The 14,139-nt window shown below is 39.9% G+C and carries 15 protein-coding genes; all 15 read left to right on the forward strand.

The annotated features are described in order from the left end of the window. Positions 1 to 12 precede the first annotated feature (12 nt). Positions 13 to 1,545, forward strand: coding sequence for a phage portal protein (locus AKK44_RS02525; protein ID WP_054278380.1), 1,533 nt, complete (start codon positions 13 to 15; stop codon positions 1,543 to 1,545). Next, entirely contained in the window at positions 1,505 to 2,953 is a 1,449-nt protein-coding gene (locus AKK44_RS02530) for a CdiA C-terminal domain-containing protein (RefSeq protein WP_054278381.1), read from the forward strand. The genes AKK44_RS02525 and AKK44_RS02530 overlap by 41 nt, the downstream gene beginning before the upstream one ends. A 99-nt stretch (positions 2,954 to 3,052) precedes the next feature. Further along, positions 3,053 to 3,280 (forward strand): hypothetical protein, encoded by a 228-nt coding sequence (locus tag AKK44_RS02535; RefSeq protein ID WP_054278382.1) that lies wholly within the window; start codon positions 3,053 to 3,055, stop codon positions 3,278 to 3,280. 246 nt (positions 3,281 to 3,526) lie between these two features. After that, positions 3,527 to 4,096 carry a DUF4355 domain-containing protein gene (locus AKK44_RS02540; protein ID WP_054278383.1) on the forward strand — a complete coding sequence of 190 codons (570 nt, stop codon included), beginning with the start codon at positions 3,527 to 3,529 and terminating at the stop codon, positions 4,094 to 4,096. Positions 4,097 to 4,108: 12 nt separating this feature from the next. Then, positions 4,109 to 4,993 carry a phage major capsid protein gene (locus AKK44_RS02545; RefSeq protein WP_054278384.1) on the forward strand — a complete coding sequence of 295 codons (885 nt, stop codon included), beginning with the start codon at positions 4,109 to 4,111 and terminating at the stop codon, positions 4,991 to 4,993. Positions 4,994 to 5,004: 11 nt separating this feature from the next. Further along, on the forward strand, positions 5,005 to 5,361 hold the full coding sequence (locus AKK44_RS02550) for a phage head-tail connector protein (protein ID WP_054278385.1): 357 nt from the start codon (positions 5,005 to 5,007) through the stop codon (positions 5,359 to 5,361). 10 nt (positions 5,362 to 5,371) lie between these two features. Then, positions 5,372 to 5,650, forward strand: a complete 279-nt coding sequence (locus AKK44_RS02555) for a hypothetical protein (protein ID WP_054278386.1) — start codon at positions 5,372 to 5,374, stop codon at positions 5,648 to 5,650. Continuing rightward, the gene (locus tag AKK44_RS02560; protein WP_054278387.1) at positions 5,647 to 5,991 is read left to right on the forward strand and encodes an HK97-gp10 family putative phage morphogenesis protein; all 345 of its coding nucleotides are present in this window, start codon (positions 5,647 to 5,649) and stop codon (positions 5,989 to 5,991) included. Before AKK44_RS02555 ends, AKK44_RS02560 begins: the two co-directional genes overlap by 4 nt. Positions 5,992 to 5,994: 3 nt before the next feature. Beyond that, the gene (locus tag AKK44_RS02565; protein WP_050317073.1) at positions 5,995 to 6,354 is read left to right on the forward strand and encodes a hypothetical protein; all 360 of its coding nucleotides are present in this window, start codon (positions 5,995 to 5,997) and stop codon (positions 6,352 to 6,354) included. A gap of 11 nt (positions 6,355 to 6,365) precedes the next feature. Then, positions 6,366 to 6,965: a phage major tail protein, TP901-1 family gene (locus AKK44_RS02570; protein ID WP_011054869.1), complete on the forward strand. Its 600-nt coding sequence runs from the start codon at positions 6,366 to 6,368 to the stop codon at positions 6,963 to 6,965. 53 nt (positions 6,966 to 7,018) lie between these two features. Beyond that, positions 7,019 to 7,474 carry a tail assembly chaperone gene (locus AKK44_RS02575; RefSeq protein WP_054278388.1) on the forward strand — a complete coding sequence of 152 codons (456 nt, stop codon included), beginning with the start codon at positions 7,019 to 7,021 and terminating at the stop codon, positions 7,472 to 7,474. Between the two features lie 74 nt (positions 7,475 to 7,548). Further along, positions 7,549 to 7,782 (forward strand): hypothetical protein, encoded by a 234-nt coding sequence (locus AKK44_RS02580; protein ID WP_054278389.1) that lies wholly within the window; start codon positions 7,549 to 7,551, stop codon positions 7,780 to 7,782. Positions 7,783 to 7,796: 14 nt separating this feature from the next. Beyond that, the gene (locus AKK44_RS02585) at positions 7,797 to 11,951 is read left to right on the forward strand and encodes a tape measure protein (protein WP_054278390.1); all 4,155 of its coding nucleotides are present in this window, start codon (positions 7,797 to 7,799) and stop codon (positions 11,949 to 11,951) included. 15 nt (positions 11,952 to 11,966) lie between these two features. Next, positions 11,967 to 12,809, forward strand: a complete 843-nt coding sequence (locus tag AKK44_RS02590) for a phage tail family protein (RefSeq protein WP_054278391.1) — start codon at positions 11,967 to 11,969, stop codon at positions 12,807 to 12,809. Between the two features lie 9 nt (positions 12,810 to 12,818). Continuing rightward, positions 12,819 to 14,139 (forward strand): phage tail protein (locus AKK44_RS02595; protein WP_054278392.1); only part of this gene is annotated, 1,321 nt, incomplete at its 3' end.

Genomic DNA, 14,139 nt, shown 5'->3' on the forward strand with positions numbered 1-14,139 from the left:
GGTGAGACTTTTTTGGAAGAAAAACAATTTTTAGCAGGAACTCGTTTTAACGAGAATGCTAATAGGCAATTTATCATGCTGCAAGAAGACTTTGAAGCAATTGACTACGAGGCAAAACTTTGGATAGATCAACTTAAGAATTACGTTTCAAGGTTTAAAGCAGAACAATTAGAGCGCTTGAAAGAGTTAAAGCGATACTATCTTGGGGATAATAACATCAAGTATAGGCCTGCTAAAACAGATGAATACGCAGCGGATAATCGTATTGCAAGTGATTTTGCTAAGTATATTACAGTATTTGAGCAAGGCTATATGCTTGGTGTTCCCGTTGAATACAAAAATGAAAATAAAGACCTCCAGGTAGCTATTGACCTTATGTCGGTCAGAAACAACGAGGACTATCACAACGTCAAAATAAAAACAGATTTATCAATTTATGGAAGAGCCTACGAGTTGTTAACTGTTGAGGAAATAGACGACAAAAAAACCGAAGTAAAACTCTACCAACTTCCAGCTGAGCAAACTTTTGTTATTTATGATGATACGTATCAGCGAAATTCATTGATGGCTGTCCATTTCTACGACATAGACTATGGCTCAGGTAAACGCAAGCAGATTATCAAAGTATATACTTCTGACAAAATTTATATCTACGAAGACTATAATCTTGAAACAAAAGGCATGTGCTTAAAAGACTATGAAGAACATTTTTTTAAAGGCGTACCGGTCAACGAATATGCTAATAACGAGGAGCGTACGGGAGCTTATGAGTCTGTACTTGATAATATTGATGCCTATGATTTATCTCAATCAGAGCTTGCTAATTTTCAACAAGATTCTGTAGATGCAATCCTAGTTCTCTCTGGTAATCCGTACACAGGAGCTGATGAGAATGACTTTCTTGAAGACGGCACTATTAACCCGAACGGACGTCTAGGTGTATCCGTCGGGTTCAAACGTGCTAAGGTTATTATCCTTGATGATAATCCTAACCCCCAAGGAGCCAAGCCGGATGCTTACTACTTAAAGAAAGAGTATGATGCCGCAGGTAGCGAAGCTTACAAAAATAGATTAGTTGCAGACATTTTGAGGTTTACTTTTACGCCAGATACACAAGATATGAAATTTTCAGGAGTTCAATCTGGTGAATCAATGAAGTATAAGCTTATGGCTTCTGATAACTATCGAGAGAAGCAGGAGAGGCTGTTTAAAAAAGGTCTGATGCGACGCTTACGTTTAGCAGCTAATATCTGGGCAATCAAAGGGAATGAAGCAACTACATATAGTCTTGTAAATGATACGAGTATAGTTTTCACACCTAATCTTCCTCAAAACGATAATGAAATTGTTACAGCTGCACAAAATCTTTATGGCATTGTTAGCGATCAGACTATCTTTGAAATCTTAAATACTGTCACAGGAGTAGATGCTGAAGCTGAGCTTAAACGTTTGAAAGAAGAAGCTGATGAAAAGCAATCTTTACCAGAACCTAGATTGGTAGGTGATGCTAATGGCCAAGAAGAACCAACAGCAGAAAAACCTTAATTACTGGCAAAAGCGTCAAGAAGACATATTAAGCTACTTAGACAGAGCTGATTTAGACGTTTTTTCAGAACTACAAAAGTTATATAGTGAACAGGCTTTTGAATTACAAAAGGAACTGTTTGATTTTTATGCTAAGTATTCTGAAGACAACAAAATGACTTATCAGGATGTCGTTAAAAAGCTACGTCATGAAGATTTATCAGATTACGTAGCTAATGCTAACAAGTATCGCAAACAAGCTGATAAAGACCCTGAGCTACTAAAACGACTTAATGAGCAGTATGTATCAGCAAGAGCTACAAGGATGGATGCTTTAAATCTTGAGCTTGTTTACCGCGCAGGGATATTAAAAGGTGTACTTGATTCGGCATTTGAAAATCATTTTAAAAAGGCTGCCTCATATGCTTATAAAAAAGCAATGGGTGGACGGTCAGGGACAATCAATGGTCCAGTTTTAGAAGAACTGGTTAGGACCCCGTTTGATGGTTATAACTACTCAGAACAGCTATGGGGGAATACTGACAACCTTGTTAACAATCTCCAAAAGAAGTTAAAACAAAGTTTTGTTCGCGGCGAGCACCCTAGAGTCATAGCCAGAGATTTAGCTAAGCAATTTAACGTTGCTAATCACAGGGCTGAAACACTAATCAGAACTGATGGCACTATGGTGATTAATAATGCTACCGCTAGGCGCTACTTGAATGCAGGACTTAAGTATTATCGTGATTTAGTTAGGCTTGATGACAGGACAACTGAGATATGTCGTAAAATTGCTAAAGAAAACAAAAGAAAGCTATTATCTGAACTAAAGCCTGGAATTAATGCAGCACCCTATCATTTCAACTGCAGAACAACTATTATTCCTGATGAAGGTGAGTTAAACATTGAAGTAGAACAGATTGATGATAAAAGCACTAAGTATTTTAAGGAGGTCACCTCAGATTGGATAGATGGAAGCAATCATAAACCAAAATTATCATTACTGAATAAGTACACAAAAAACGGCACTATTTACCAAGTTGATGGCCATAGCGTTGTTCTTGACCATTCTAGCTATGAGTATCAAGTAGCATCGTGGTTATCTAAGAAGACAGGTTTGCAAGTTGACATGGTACCAAGAGTTAATTTCCCTGAAAATGTTAATACCCCAGACTATTTAATTGACGGCGTTCCATTTGACTTAAAAGAAATCACAGGTCTGGGTAAAAACGTTATCGACGGTAATCTACGAAAAGCAAAAAAGCAAGCACCTAATATTATTTTTGATATCACAAAAACCCCACTATCTTTTGAAGAAATAATGGGGCAGTTAGAACATATTTATAAGATTGGTCGCAGGGGTCTCAATATATCAATTATTAAAAACAAAGATGAGGTGTTGGCTGTAGTAGAAAAAGAAAGACGATGACCCACCGCCTCCACAGAAAACTGCTTCATGGGCGTTAGACCATCGTCTTTCCTTACTTCAAGTATACATTAATATAATAAAACTATCAAGGAGTAAATGATGAGTAAACGAATCAAGAAAAAACGCAAACTAGAAGATGCAGTTGTGTTGCTAACCAAAGAAGTCGCTGAATTGCAAGCTATAGTGTCAATAAATGCCCGAGCTACAAATAGTGAACTAACTGTTGTTAAAAGCGTAGTGTCAGACAACCAATCAGCAATCAAGTCCATCGGTGATGATGTTGATTATATTAAGCAAAATTACAAGCGTAAGTGGAGGAAGAAATGAAATATTTCTGCTGGTTAGTTTATAACTTGGCTGTCTTGGCCATGACTTGTTGGTTAATCCATATTTCCCGAAGCGGATGGTGGATTTTACTTCCATTTTTTATGTTAGCAACTTTTCAAAATAAGTCGTAGGGATACGACTTTTTATTGTGTCCAAACTTTGTTGATGACGCTAAAAGCTACACTGTTTCGTCGCAGGACGTAAAGCTAGATTATCGGTTGGTGGCGTAACCACTAGGAGAAAATTATGTCAGAAGAAAATGTAACAACAGAGACAAATGAGCAAGTCGACACTCAGAAAGAATCTGTTGAACATCCTAAGCAGGAACAGGAACGAACTTTCACTCGTGCAGACATCTCAAAAATGATGGCTGCTGAACGGACTAAGTGGGAATCTGAACAATCAGAAGCTATTGAAAAAGCTCGTTCAGAGGGGGAACGTTTGGCCAAATTGTCAAAAGATGAGCGGGCTAAAGAGGAAGAACAAAAACGTCTAGATGCTATCGCAGAACGTGAAAAAGCAGTAGCAGAACGCGAGATGCGCATTGAGACGCATTCGCTACTTGTGGAGAAAGGATTACCATTGGATTTCATTGATATTGTTTTAGCCACTACTGCAGAAGAGGTTAAGACTAATATTGATAATTTACAAACTATTTTTGATAAAGCTGTTGAAAAGCGTGTTAACGATCGTTTAACTCAGAAACCACCACGAACTGGAAATGGTTCGGTCGGTATGACTAAGGCTGAAATCATGGCGATAGAGGATGACGACGAACGTATGCGTTTAATTGCTGAGAATCGTAACTTATTTTAAGAGAGGAATATTATGGCTGAAAAAAATTTAAACACTATGGCGGACTTGGGAGACATTAAATCAATTGATTTTGTTAACAAGTTTTCCAAAAATATTAACGACTTACTAAAGCTACTAGGGGTTACTCGTCGTGAATCATTAACTAACGACCTAAAAATTCAGACCTATAAGTGGGAAGTGACTTTAGATCAAACTGATCCTGGAGAAGGGGAAACCATTCCTCTGTCTAAGGTTACTCGAACTAAAGATAAAGATTATACAGTTAAGTGGTTCAAGAAACGTCGTGCAACTACAGCTGAGGCAATTGCTCGCCATGGCGCAGCTCGTGCTATCACTGAAGCAGATAAGCGCATTATGCGTGAGCTTCAGAATGGAATTAAGGATGCATTCTTTACATTCCTCAAAACAAAACCAACAAAAGTTAAAGGCGCTGGCCTTCAAAAAGCACTGTCTGCATCGTGGGCGAAGCTAGCTACTTTTAATGAGTTTGAAGGTTCCCCGCTTGTTTCTTTCGTCTCCCCTTTAGATGTAGCCAACTATCTTGGGGATGCTAAAGTGGGGGCCGATGCCTCTAATGTTTTTGGGATGACACTGCTTAAGAACTTTTTGGGTATGCAAAATGTGATTGTTATGCCATCTGTGCCAGAGGGTAAAATCTATTCAACAGCTGTAGAGAATCTAGTTTTTGCATCTTTAAATGTTAAAGGCGGAGACTTGGGTGGCTTGTTTGCTGATTTTACTGATGAGACAGGTTTAATTGCTGCAGCTCGTAATCGTCAGCTTTCTAATCTTACCTATGAATCTGTTTTCTTTGGGGCAAATGTGCTGTTTGCTGAAATTCCTGAAGGGGTTGTAGAGGCAACAATCGAAGCTGCTATACCTGGTATTGGTGGTTAAAGGCTGTTTATATGGGCGATAAACAACTTATTGACGATATCAAACTCTTTATAGGTATTTCCAAGGGTGATGGTGCGCAAGATGAGCTCATCACCCTTGCTATATCTGAAAGTAAAGAGCGTGTGCTAGCTAAACTTAATGAATACTCAGAAACTGAAATCACCAAAATTCCTGATAGATTGACGTTTATTGTCCGTGATGTTGCTATTAAACGGTTTAACAGGATCAATTCAGAAGGAACCGTTGAAGATAGCGAAGAAGGAAAGACCTTTAAGTGGGATAACTACCTTAAAGAGTACGAATCAACGCTTAGAAGCGCCGTCATCGGGAAGGTATATTCAGGTAAAGGGGTGGCAAGATTTATTTAGGAGATACACAATGATCTATAAAGATAGAGTAATCTTAGTGTATGTTGATGAACAGGACGATTTTCTAGATAAAAGAACTGTTGAAAAACCTAGCGGGAAAATCCCCTGCATGGCAAATACTTTCACAAAATCTGAACAGATGGGGCTATTTGGTAAATATGATTTAAATGCTTTTAAGTTGCACTTGCAAGGTCATTACGATGGTTTTAGCAAGATTATCTACAAGGGGAGACCGAGGTTGATAAAAGGGCTAACACACCATAAAAATAGCACGGTTATTTATGTATGAGTCTTATTTATCGAATGAGAGGCCTAGACAGGTTTATACGCAGCGTTGAGCGCAAGCAGAAGTCAATACGAATTGCTGTAGATAAAGAACTTAGCAAAGCAGCTGCTAGGATTGAGAGACAGGCTAAAACACTAGCACCAGTTGATACTGGATGGCTGAGAGCTCAAATCTACAATGAGCAACAACGACTCTTACACTATAGAGTGGTTTCTCCTGCTTTATATTCTATTTATCTTGAGTTGGGTACTCGTAAAATGGAAGCTCAACCGTTTTTAGATCCTGCCCTGAGAAAAGAATGGCCTGTGCTAATGGCTAATCTCAAAAAAATGTTTAAGAGGTGATGCATGGATTACTCACCAGAAACACTATATTTAAAAAAGGTAAAAAATAGATTGGGAGTTTTAGACATACCAATCTATTTTAAATTGCCTAAATCAGACGTTTTAGAGCCTTTTATTGTTGTAGGTACAAATATATCAGACTTGTCAAAAACAGCCCAAACTGGGGCAGTTATTGATGATTTTAGTCTGAATATAGATGCCTTCTTACCAGGCGATAGTCGTTTGGATGCAGAAGAGATAAAATCTCGCATGCTTAGACTGCTTGGGCGGAATAACCAAATAAAGGCTCAGATTTTGGTAGATAATTCAATAGGACGAGAAGTCTATAGAGTTGCTATCAACATTACAGAAACACTATTTTAAAGGAGACCTAAATGGCAAACACAAAAAAAGGAACAACTATTGAAATTACAACAGGTAAGCCGATTGTAGGAAAAAAGATTTTTTACTTTATACAATCAGTTGATGCGCCAAAGAAAAGTCAGGCTCTGTTGCCAGCCTATCGTACCGACGGTACTACAACTATGGGCGGCGAATACATTGATGAGCAAACCCAACAAGGCCGAGTTATTGAGAAGGCTACAGATGAACACTCTATTGATTTGACAACGTACTTTGTACCGACAGATCCATCTGTTGCTGTCATCGAGGAAGCTAAGAAAACAGGCAAATCTATCAAAATTTGGGAAGTTATTGCCGACGAAAGTGTCAAAGAACAGATTCAAATTCCTGAATCGACTGGACCCAAAAAAGATGTTTACCCTGCTAAGTTTGGGTATGCCAAGATTGACGAAATCGAACGTGGGACTGGTATTTCAGACTTAGTGGAAATGTCTTACACCGCTAACATTGTAGGGGCCTTACAAGATGGTAAATTCCCTCTCACGAAAGAAGAAATTGAAATGCTAGAAAATGTATACGGCTATCAAAATCCGGGTGATACTACTGGCGACTACGATAATATCACTAAATAGTACACAGGGGTGGCGACTGATACCCCATTTTGATTTAAAAAGGAGACAAAATAATGGAATTTACAGCAGCAAAACGAAATATCGATATTAAATTTGATTTTAAAACTATGTTTAAAATCAATAATAAACTAGGAACAATTAACCCAGAAACAGGAGAGCGCAATGCAGATGGTGTTGGTGCTTTGTTTTTCAATATCTTAGAGCGTAACGAAAGCGCCATAGTTGATCTTGTACGTTTATCTGCAGGCAGTGGGAAAAAAGCGCTAACTGAAGATGAAATTTTAGATGCAATTGCGGAAGCTGTTGATGAAGAAGGAACAACAGAAGGGTTGTTTGCTGAGATTGAAAAAGAAATGGTTGATTCTGGTTTTTTCAGAGCGAAGATTTTGAAATATATCGAAAACATGGAGAAATCAGTTCGTTATCTCAAAGCGAAGGACGATACGGACGCAACTCAAATCCAAATTATCGAAGACATGATTGGAAGGATGAGCAACGCAGTATCTTAGTAAATTGCGCACGGCTAGGACTCACAGACATTGATACTATCTACAAATGCACTAAGTGGGAGCTAGAGGCTATCATGGAGGGACTTGAGTATAAGCAGGTCGCTGAGCGCGAGAACCTCTCTGAATTGTCTCTAAAACTTAGATATACATTAAATGCTAAAAAGGTTGATGTAGGTAAGCTCAAATACGATAAGCATAGGCTAACTATCAAAAAATCGTATCAAAAAGCAAGCCATAGCCAAGCCGATAGCGATAGCAGTATTGTTGAGAGAATACAAATGCTTAATAATCATTTTCAAAATAGATAGATAAGGAGGAGTAGATGCCAGGAACATTTGATGGTTCTATTTTCGCTGATGTTGGTGCCAACACAAAGGACTATGAGCAGGCCATGGCTCGTATTGTTAGTACGACTCAGAATGCTTTCAGAAAAGCCCAAGATACAGCGGTTAACAGTAGTAATAAAATGGTTCAAATCATTGGGCAAATCATGGCCCAACTAGCGAACAACGGCGAATCGCTCGGAAAGCGGCTTGGCTCCGCCTATGCTACTGGTTTAAAGCTTAGCATTGGTGAAATTCAACGTATAGCGGCTTCTATCGGCGAAAAAATTCCTGATCCTATAAAAAATGGGTTCAGCAAAACTTTTTCAATTATCCAAAATAACGTACAGAAGTTATCTAGCGCCATCCCTCAACCCATAAAATCCGCATTCACAAGTGCAACAAGTGCAGTAGTTAGCTTTTCGTCTAAGATAACAAGTGCCGTCTCAGCAGCTTTCAACTCTGTTAGTTCTAAAGCGAGTACTGTTGCAGATAAAATCAGTAGTAGTTTTGGGGGTAGAATCACTTCAGCGGTTACTAATTTAGCGACTAAGTTAAGTACAGGTCTTAGCAATGGTTTTAGCAGAATGTCTAGTTCTGCGGCTACTTCCTTGAATGGCATTAGTCAGAAATTCGCCAACACCTCCTCTGCTGGAGAGAGACTCAGAAGTACAGTGATGAGCATCGTGCAAGCCTTCAGTTTAATGGCCGTCGCTCAAAAAGCTATGCATGCTATTACTGGGGCAATAGACGGAGCGGTTAGTCGTGTTGATACCATGAACCGATTTCCGAAAACGATGGCGCTGTTTGGTTACTCTGCGGAGCAGTCTAAAGCGTCAATCGATAAACTTTCAAAAGGAATTGAAGGTCTGCCAACACCTCTAGACAGCGCTGTGAAAAGTGCTCAGCAGCTTGCCATAACTACAGGAAGCTTAGATAAAGGAACTAGTTTAGCCCTGGCCTTCAATAACGCAATGATTGGTTACGGGGCAACAACTGAAGGGGCTGAGCAAGCACTTAGGCAGTTTAACCAGTCTTTGGGGTCTGGGAAAATTCAAGCTGAAGAGTTTAACTCTGTGTCGGAAGCTGCGCCAGGTTTAATGTCTAAAATGGCGGAGGCTTTCGGCTTTGGTAAAAATGGCGTACAAGATTTAAAATTAGCCTTATCTGATGGCAAAATAACTGCACAAGAGTTCGCAGATAAAATGATTGAGCTTAACGATGCACAAGGCGGATTTGCAGAGATGGCCCAATCATCGGCTGGTGGAATCCGAACTGCATGGAAGAATGTACATACCGCCGTCGTAAAAGGCGTAGCAGGTATGATTTCAGCCTTTGATGAAGCGGCTAAAGCTAATGGCATGAAGACCATTGCTGAAACACTTCTTAGTCTGAAGCCTGCAATAACCAGTGTTTTTGATACGATTAATTCCCTTATTCCAAATGCAGTTGCAGCATTCGCTAGGTTAAAACAGTCTATCAATATTGATTTTAGCCCATTAGGCGCCAGCGTTAAAGAGCTGTTTGCTCTTATTAATACTGTTCTTGGAGATTTTGCACATACTGGTGAATTATCAGGACAGGCTTTCGATAATCTAAAAGCAAAAATCGCTTCTTTAGCCCCTAAAGCCATTGCCCTTTGGGCAGTGATGAACCCTGCTAGCGCCATAGCAACGATGATGCCTTTGCTTTCTTTATTTGGGAAAGTTGGCCTAGCTTTAGGAAACTTAGGGGCCTCTGTCGGGGCGTTTGGCGGCATAATTTCTAGTGGGATGGCCAGCGCCAGCGGTGTTGTTGGTGCCTTTGCGGCTACTTTAAGCGGATTGCCTGGCGTTTTTGCTACCGCAGCAGGGCGTGGGCTATCTGTGCTTGGGACTATGACAAGTGCCATATCCAGTCTTGCGAGTTTAGCACTGGCGGCCATAGGACCAGCCGCTATTTTAGGTCTTGTGGTGGCGGGACTTGGTTTGATTAATAGTCAGTTTGGCGCACAAATCGACCAGCTACTTAACGCCGCTGTAACAAAAGGTCCTGGCATTATTCAAGGCCTTGTAAAAGGCATTACCTCTAAAATACCAGCTTTGATAGATAGTGGTACTCAATTAATTGCTAAATTTGCAAATGCTATCACAGTATTATTACCAGTTATAATTCAAGCCGGTGTTCAGCTAATTACCAGTCTCGTCCAAGGTATTGGACAAAATGCAACAAGTTTAATTAGTTCGGCAATAAAAATCATTGGTAGTTTTGTTAGCTCAATTGCGAGTGCATTGCCGCAGCTTATTTCTGTTGGAATGGAGCTATTATTAAATGTTGTCAACGGCATAGTTCAAAATATACCTCTTATTATCCAGCAAGCACAGCAAATCATTGATAGTTTTGGGAACAGTTTACAGGCTAACCTTCCTAGTATTATTAGCAACGGTATAGCTATTTTGGTAAATCTTGTACAGGGAATTATTCAAATGTTGCCAACTGTTCTGCAGATAGCTACTCAAGTCATTACAAGTTTTGTATCTGGAATTGTACAGTTTTTACCGCAGTTACTTCAAGCTGGCATTCAAATCATTATTAGCCTTGTGCAGGGGATTATTCAAAATCTACCCCAGATTGTACAATCTGCTGTACAGATTATACAGTCTTTAGTTTCTGGACTGACGCAAGCTCTGCCTCAGATTATCGCAGCAGGCATTCAGCTTGTTGTGCAACTAGCCGTAGCCTTGATAAAGGGACTTCCACAGATTATTTCTGCGGGTATTCAATTGATTATGGGACTCGGTAAAGCCATGTTAGAGGCTATTCCAAACGCTCTTTCAGGAGTTTGGGAAGGTATTAAGGGCGGATTCAGTTCGATGTGGGATCAAATCACAGGTAAGAGTTCCGCAAGTACAGCTAAAGTTTCTGCGGACGCCACGACCATGGCCATGAGTGTTGGGGCGCAAACGACAGCTATGGCTAATCAAGCCGGTACAGATACGACATCTATGCTTAATAGCATTAGCCAAAACACAGAGCTTGCTAATATAAGTGCTACATCAAACGCCACACAGATGGCTAATAATGTCAATGCTCAGACAGGAGCGATGAGTCTTCAGGCGTTGAATGATTCAATGTCTCTTGCGAGTGGCATTAGTGATAATATGTCTGTCGCTAATATCAACGCTACTACTCGGGCTCAAGAAATGGCTTCAGGGGTTAATGGTGCGACTTCTTCAATGAATCTAGACGCCATTAATCATACACTCAGCTTAGCTAGTGGTGTTGGCGCTAACATGGGAGCTGCTAGCACAAGTGCAACTTCTCAGGCGCAAGCTATGAGCTCAGGAGTGAGCAACAGTCTGGCATCAATGCAGTCAAACTCAACTAAAGCTGCATCTGGTCTGTCTAATAGCGTGACAAGCGAAATGTCTTCTGCAGCAACCTCTGCAACTTCAAGCGCTAATAGGTTGTCCTCTGCAGTCGAGTCTGGTTTCAATAAGGCAAAAACTTCAGCAACAACCTCAATGAATGGAATAACCAATGTGGTTAAAACAGGATTTAGTAGCATTAACAGTACTGCAAAGCGATCTATGGCAAACCTTGTAAGTTCAGTGGCTTCTGGGATGTCTCGTGCAACCTCGGTGTCTAATAATGCTTGTCAGAAAATCCTCTCAATATTCAGGGCTTTGGCAGGGCAGATGTCTTCTGCAGGAGCTTATGCAGGTCAGGGTTTTGCTAATGGTCTAGCTAGTAGCGCAGGAACAATCTACGCAATAGCTAACAGCATTGCTGCTAATGTAGCAGCAACAATTAGACGTGCCCTAGATATTCACTCACCATCTCGTGTTACTAAAACATTAGGTGCATTTACTGGAGAGGGGTTTGCCCTTGGTATGGCAGAGTGGATAGGTGAGATCAATAGTCTAGGAAAAGCATACGCGACAGCGGTTACCGATCAAAACTGGGGAGTAAACAGCACTGTTTCAACGTCCGCCAAAGTTAATAATAGTGGAATCAATACCTCTCTTGATAATCTCAGCGAAGAGGTTAGGCAGTCTCAATTGTCAGAGCCTATTTTTGAAGTGCATAATGAGATTGTTGGAGATAAAATTTACACGGCTGTTAAAGAAAAAGAATCAAGAGAGCAATCTAAAGATTCTTATTTTGTTTTTTAGCTAGAAGGGAGTATCTTGGATTTACTAATAGAAAAAGAGAGTCAGGCAACACAATTGTCTGACTTTGGTATTTATAATATTGCTATTGAAGATAGTACTCCTCTACTATCTGTATCACACCGAACAGTCAAAGGGAGGAGTGGTTACATCTATGATGGGGCTACTTTTACGACTAAAACGCTTAAGGTCAAAGGGAGAGTGACGGTAGGTAATGTAGAAGGACTTTTGAACAAACAGGACGAACTAAACGCTCTGCTTGTTGTTGACGAACCTTTCTATGTGACTAAGATGTACCCTGAAAACACGGAGCTATTTAACTTTGAGCTTCCAGGGCAAAGCACAGGAGACCTGCAACTTATTGGCTCTCCTCATAAACCTTGGAAATATAGATTTAAGGTCATTTTAGACGACATTATCACCTATGAATTTATAGGAAAAACCAGTCAAGGACTAAAATATAATCTCTCCTTCACGCTAAGAACTGCTGAATTACCTTTCGGCGAGACAAAACCAAAGGACATAACTTTATCAGGGGGCAGTTTTGCCTATGCAGGAACCGCTAAAGCAAGTCAGCTAGAGTGGCCTTTTATTATAGAGCTTACCCCTTCTGGAGGTCAGACTAATTTTTATATTGAAATTGATGGTAGGCGTTTTGAGTTTAAGCAGAATGGCCAGCTACAAAATAGTGATAAATTACTTTTGACAGGTATAGCTACCACACTAAATGGAAATTACGTCAATGCTAAAACGAACTATGAGTATTTTATTTTCAATCCTAATCCTAACAAGAGAATTACTTACAAAACGGATTTTCTTGGCACGATTAGGATTTTAAATTTTGTAGAGTTGTATAAATAGGAGGGGCTAATGATTACTTTTTTGGATCATCGTGACATTGAGTATGGGGCCATTAGTGTCATTAGGCATACTAATGCTGTTAATGGTGAGCGCTCAGTGAGCGGGGAAATTTATACAAACAGTGACGTTCTCAATAATATTGATAGAGGATGGCGGCTTAGATTTGAAGATGAGTATTACGTTGTTATTTACGCAAAGCCCGTAGATGTTGGCCAGAAAACACAAGTTTCGTTTGATGCCATACACCAATTTTTTTGGGACTTCAGCAAGAGTAGTATCTATGAGGGTCTCGGAGATGGGTCTCATACCATTGACACCTATCTAGAGACAGTATTTAAAGGTAGCGGGTACCGCTATAAGCTAGAAGCAGGTGTGAACGCATTTAGGAAACAATCTTTTAATTATAAGTCCAGGTTAGATTTATTCAATGAGATTATTAAAGCGACAGGACTTGAGTTTTCAGTAAGCGGGAAAGTTGTTCGACTATTAAAAAATATAGGTACTGATCTGTCAACAGTGGTACGAAAAAATTTCAATATGAATGATCTTACCATTGAAAAAAATATTGATAGCTTTATTACCTATCAGAAAGGTTTTGGGGCGTGGGCTGACTCAGAGGACCGCTCTAAGGGGAGACTCGAGGTAGAATACGAAAGCCCTCTTGCCAAGGAGTACGGTCGACTTGAGGGAGCGCCTCTGACAGATGAACGATTCACAGTGGCAGACAATCTAAAAGAAGCTTTAAAAAGCAATGTTGAAAATTCTTATAAGATATCAGTAAAAATTGATATGGAAGATTTAACGAGAGCCGGCTATAGATGTGAGAGACCTGTTGCTGGTGACTACATTATGGCGATAAATGAGACCTTAGGCTTTCAAGAACGCATTCGGATAGTTTCTTTTACAAGTTACTATGATGCGACTGGAGCTTTAGTTAAACATGAAGTCACTTGTAATGACATCGGGTCGGTGAAAAAGCAAAGCGCAGAAAATCTGTCTATAAATAGTAGAATCAATCAAATAGATGCAGATATTGCTTCTGCAATTGAAGTGGCAACACAAGCACTAGTATCTGCCGATGGGAAAAATACTGTTTACGGTGGCACAGAAATGCCCAAAGATGAACCAAAAGGAACCTTAAAAAAAGGAGACATATTATTTCTAAAAGTTGGTGATACTACTAGAATGTATTTCTGGAATGGTGCCGAGTGGGAAGAACCCGAGGTTGTAAACAACCCAGAACGGTGGCGTGAAGACCTCGAAAAACAAATCTCTGAGGCAATCGAAAAAATCAAAGAAGAGCAACAAAAGATAGACGAACGCACTCAAA

This window comes from Streptococcus phocae, from assembly GCF_001302265.1.
Taxonomy (GTDB): Bacteria; Bacillota; Bacilli; order Lactobacillales; family Streptococcaceae; genus Streptococcus; species Streptococcus phocae.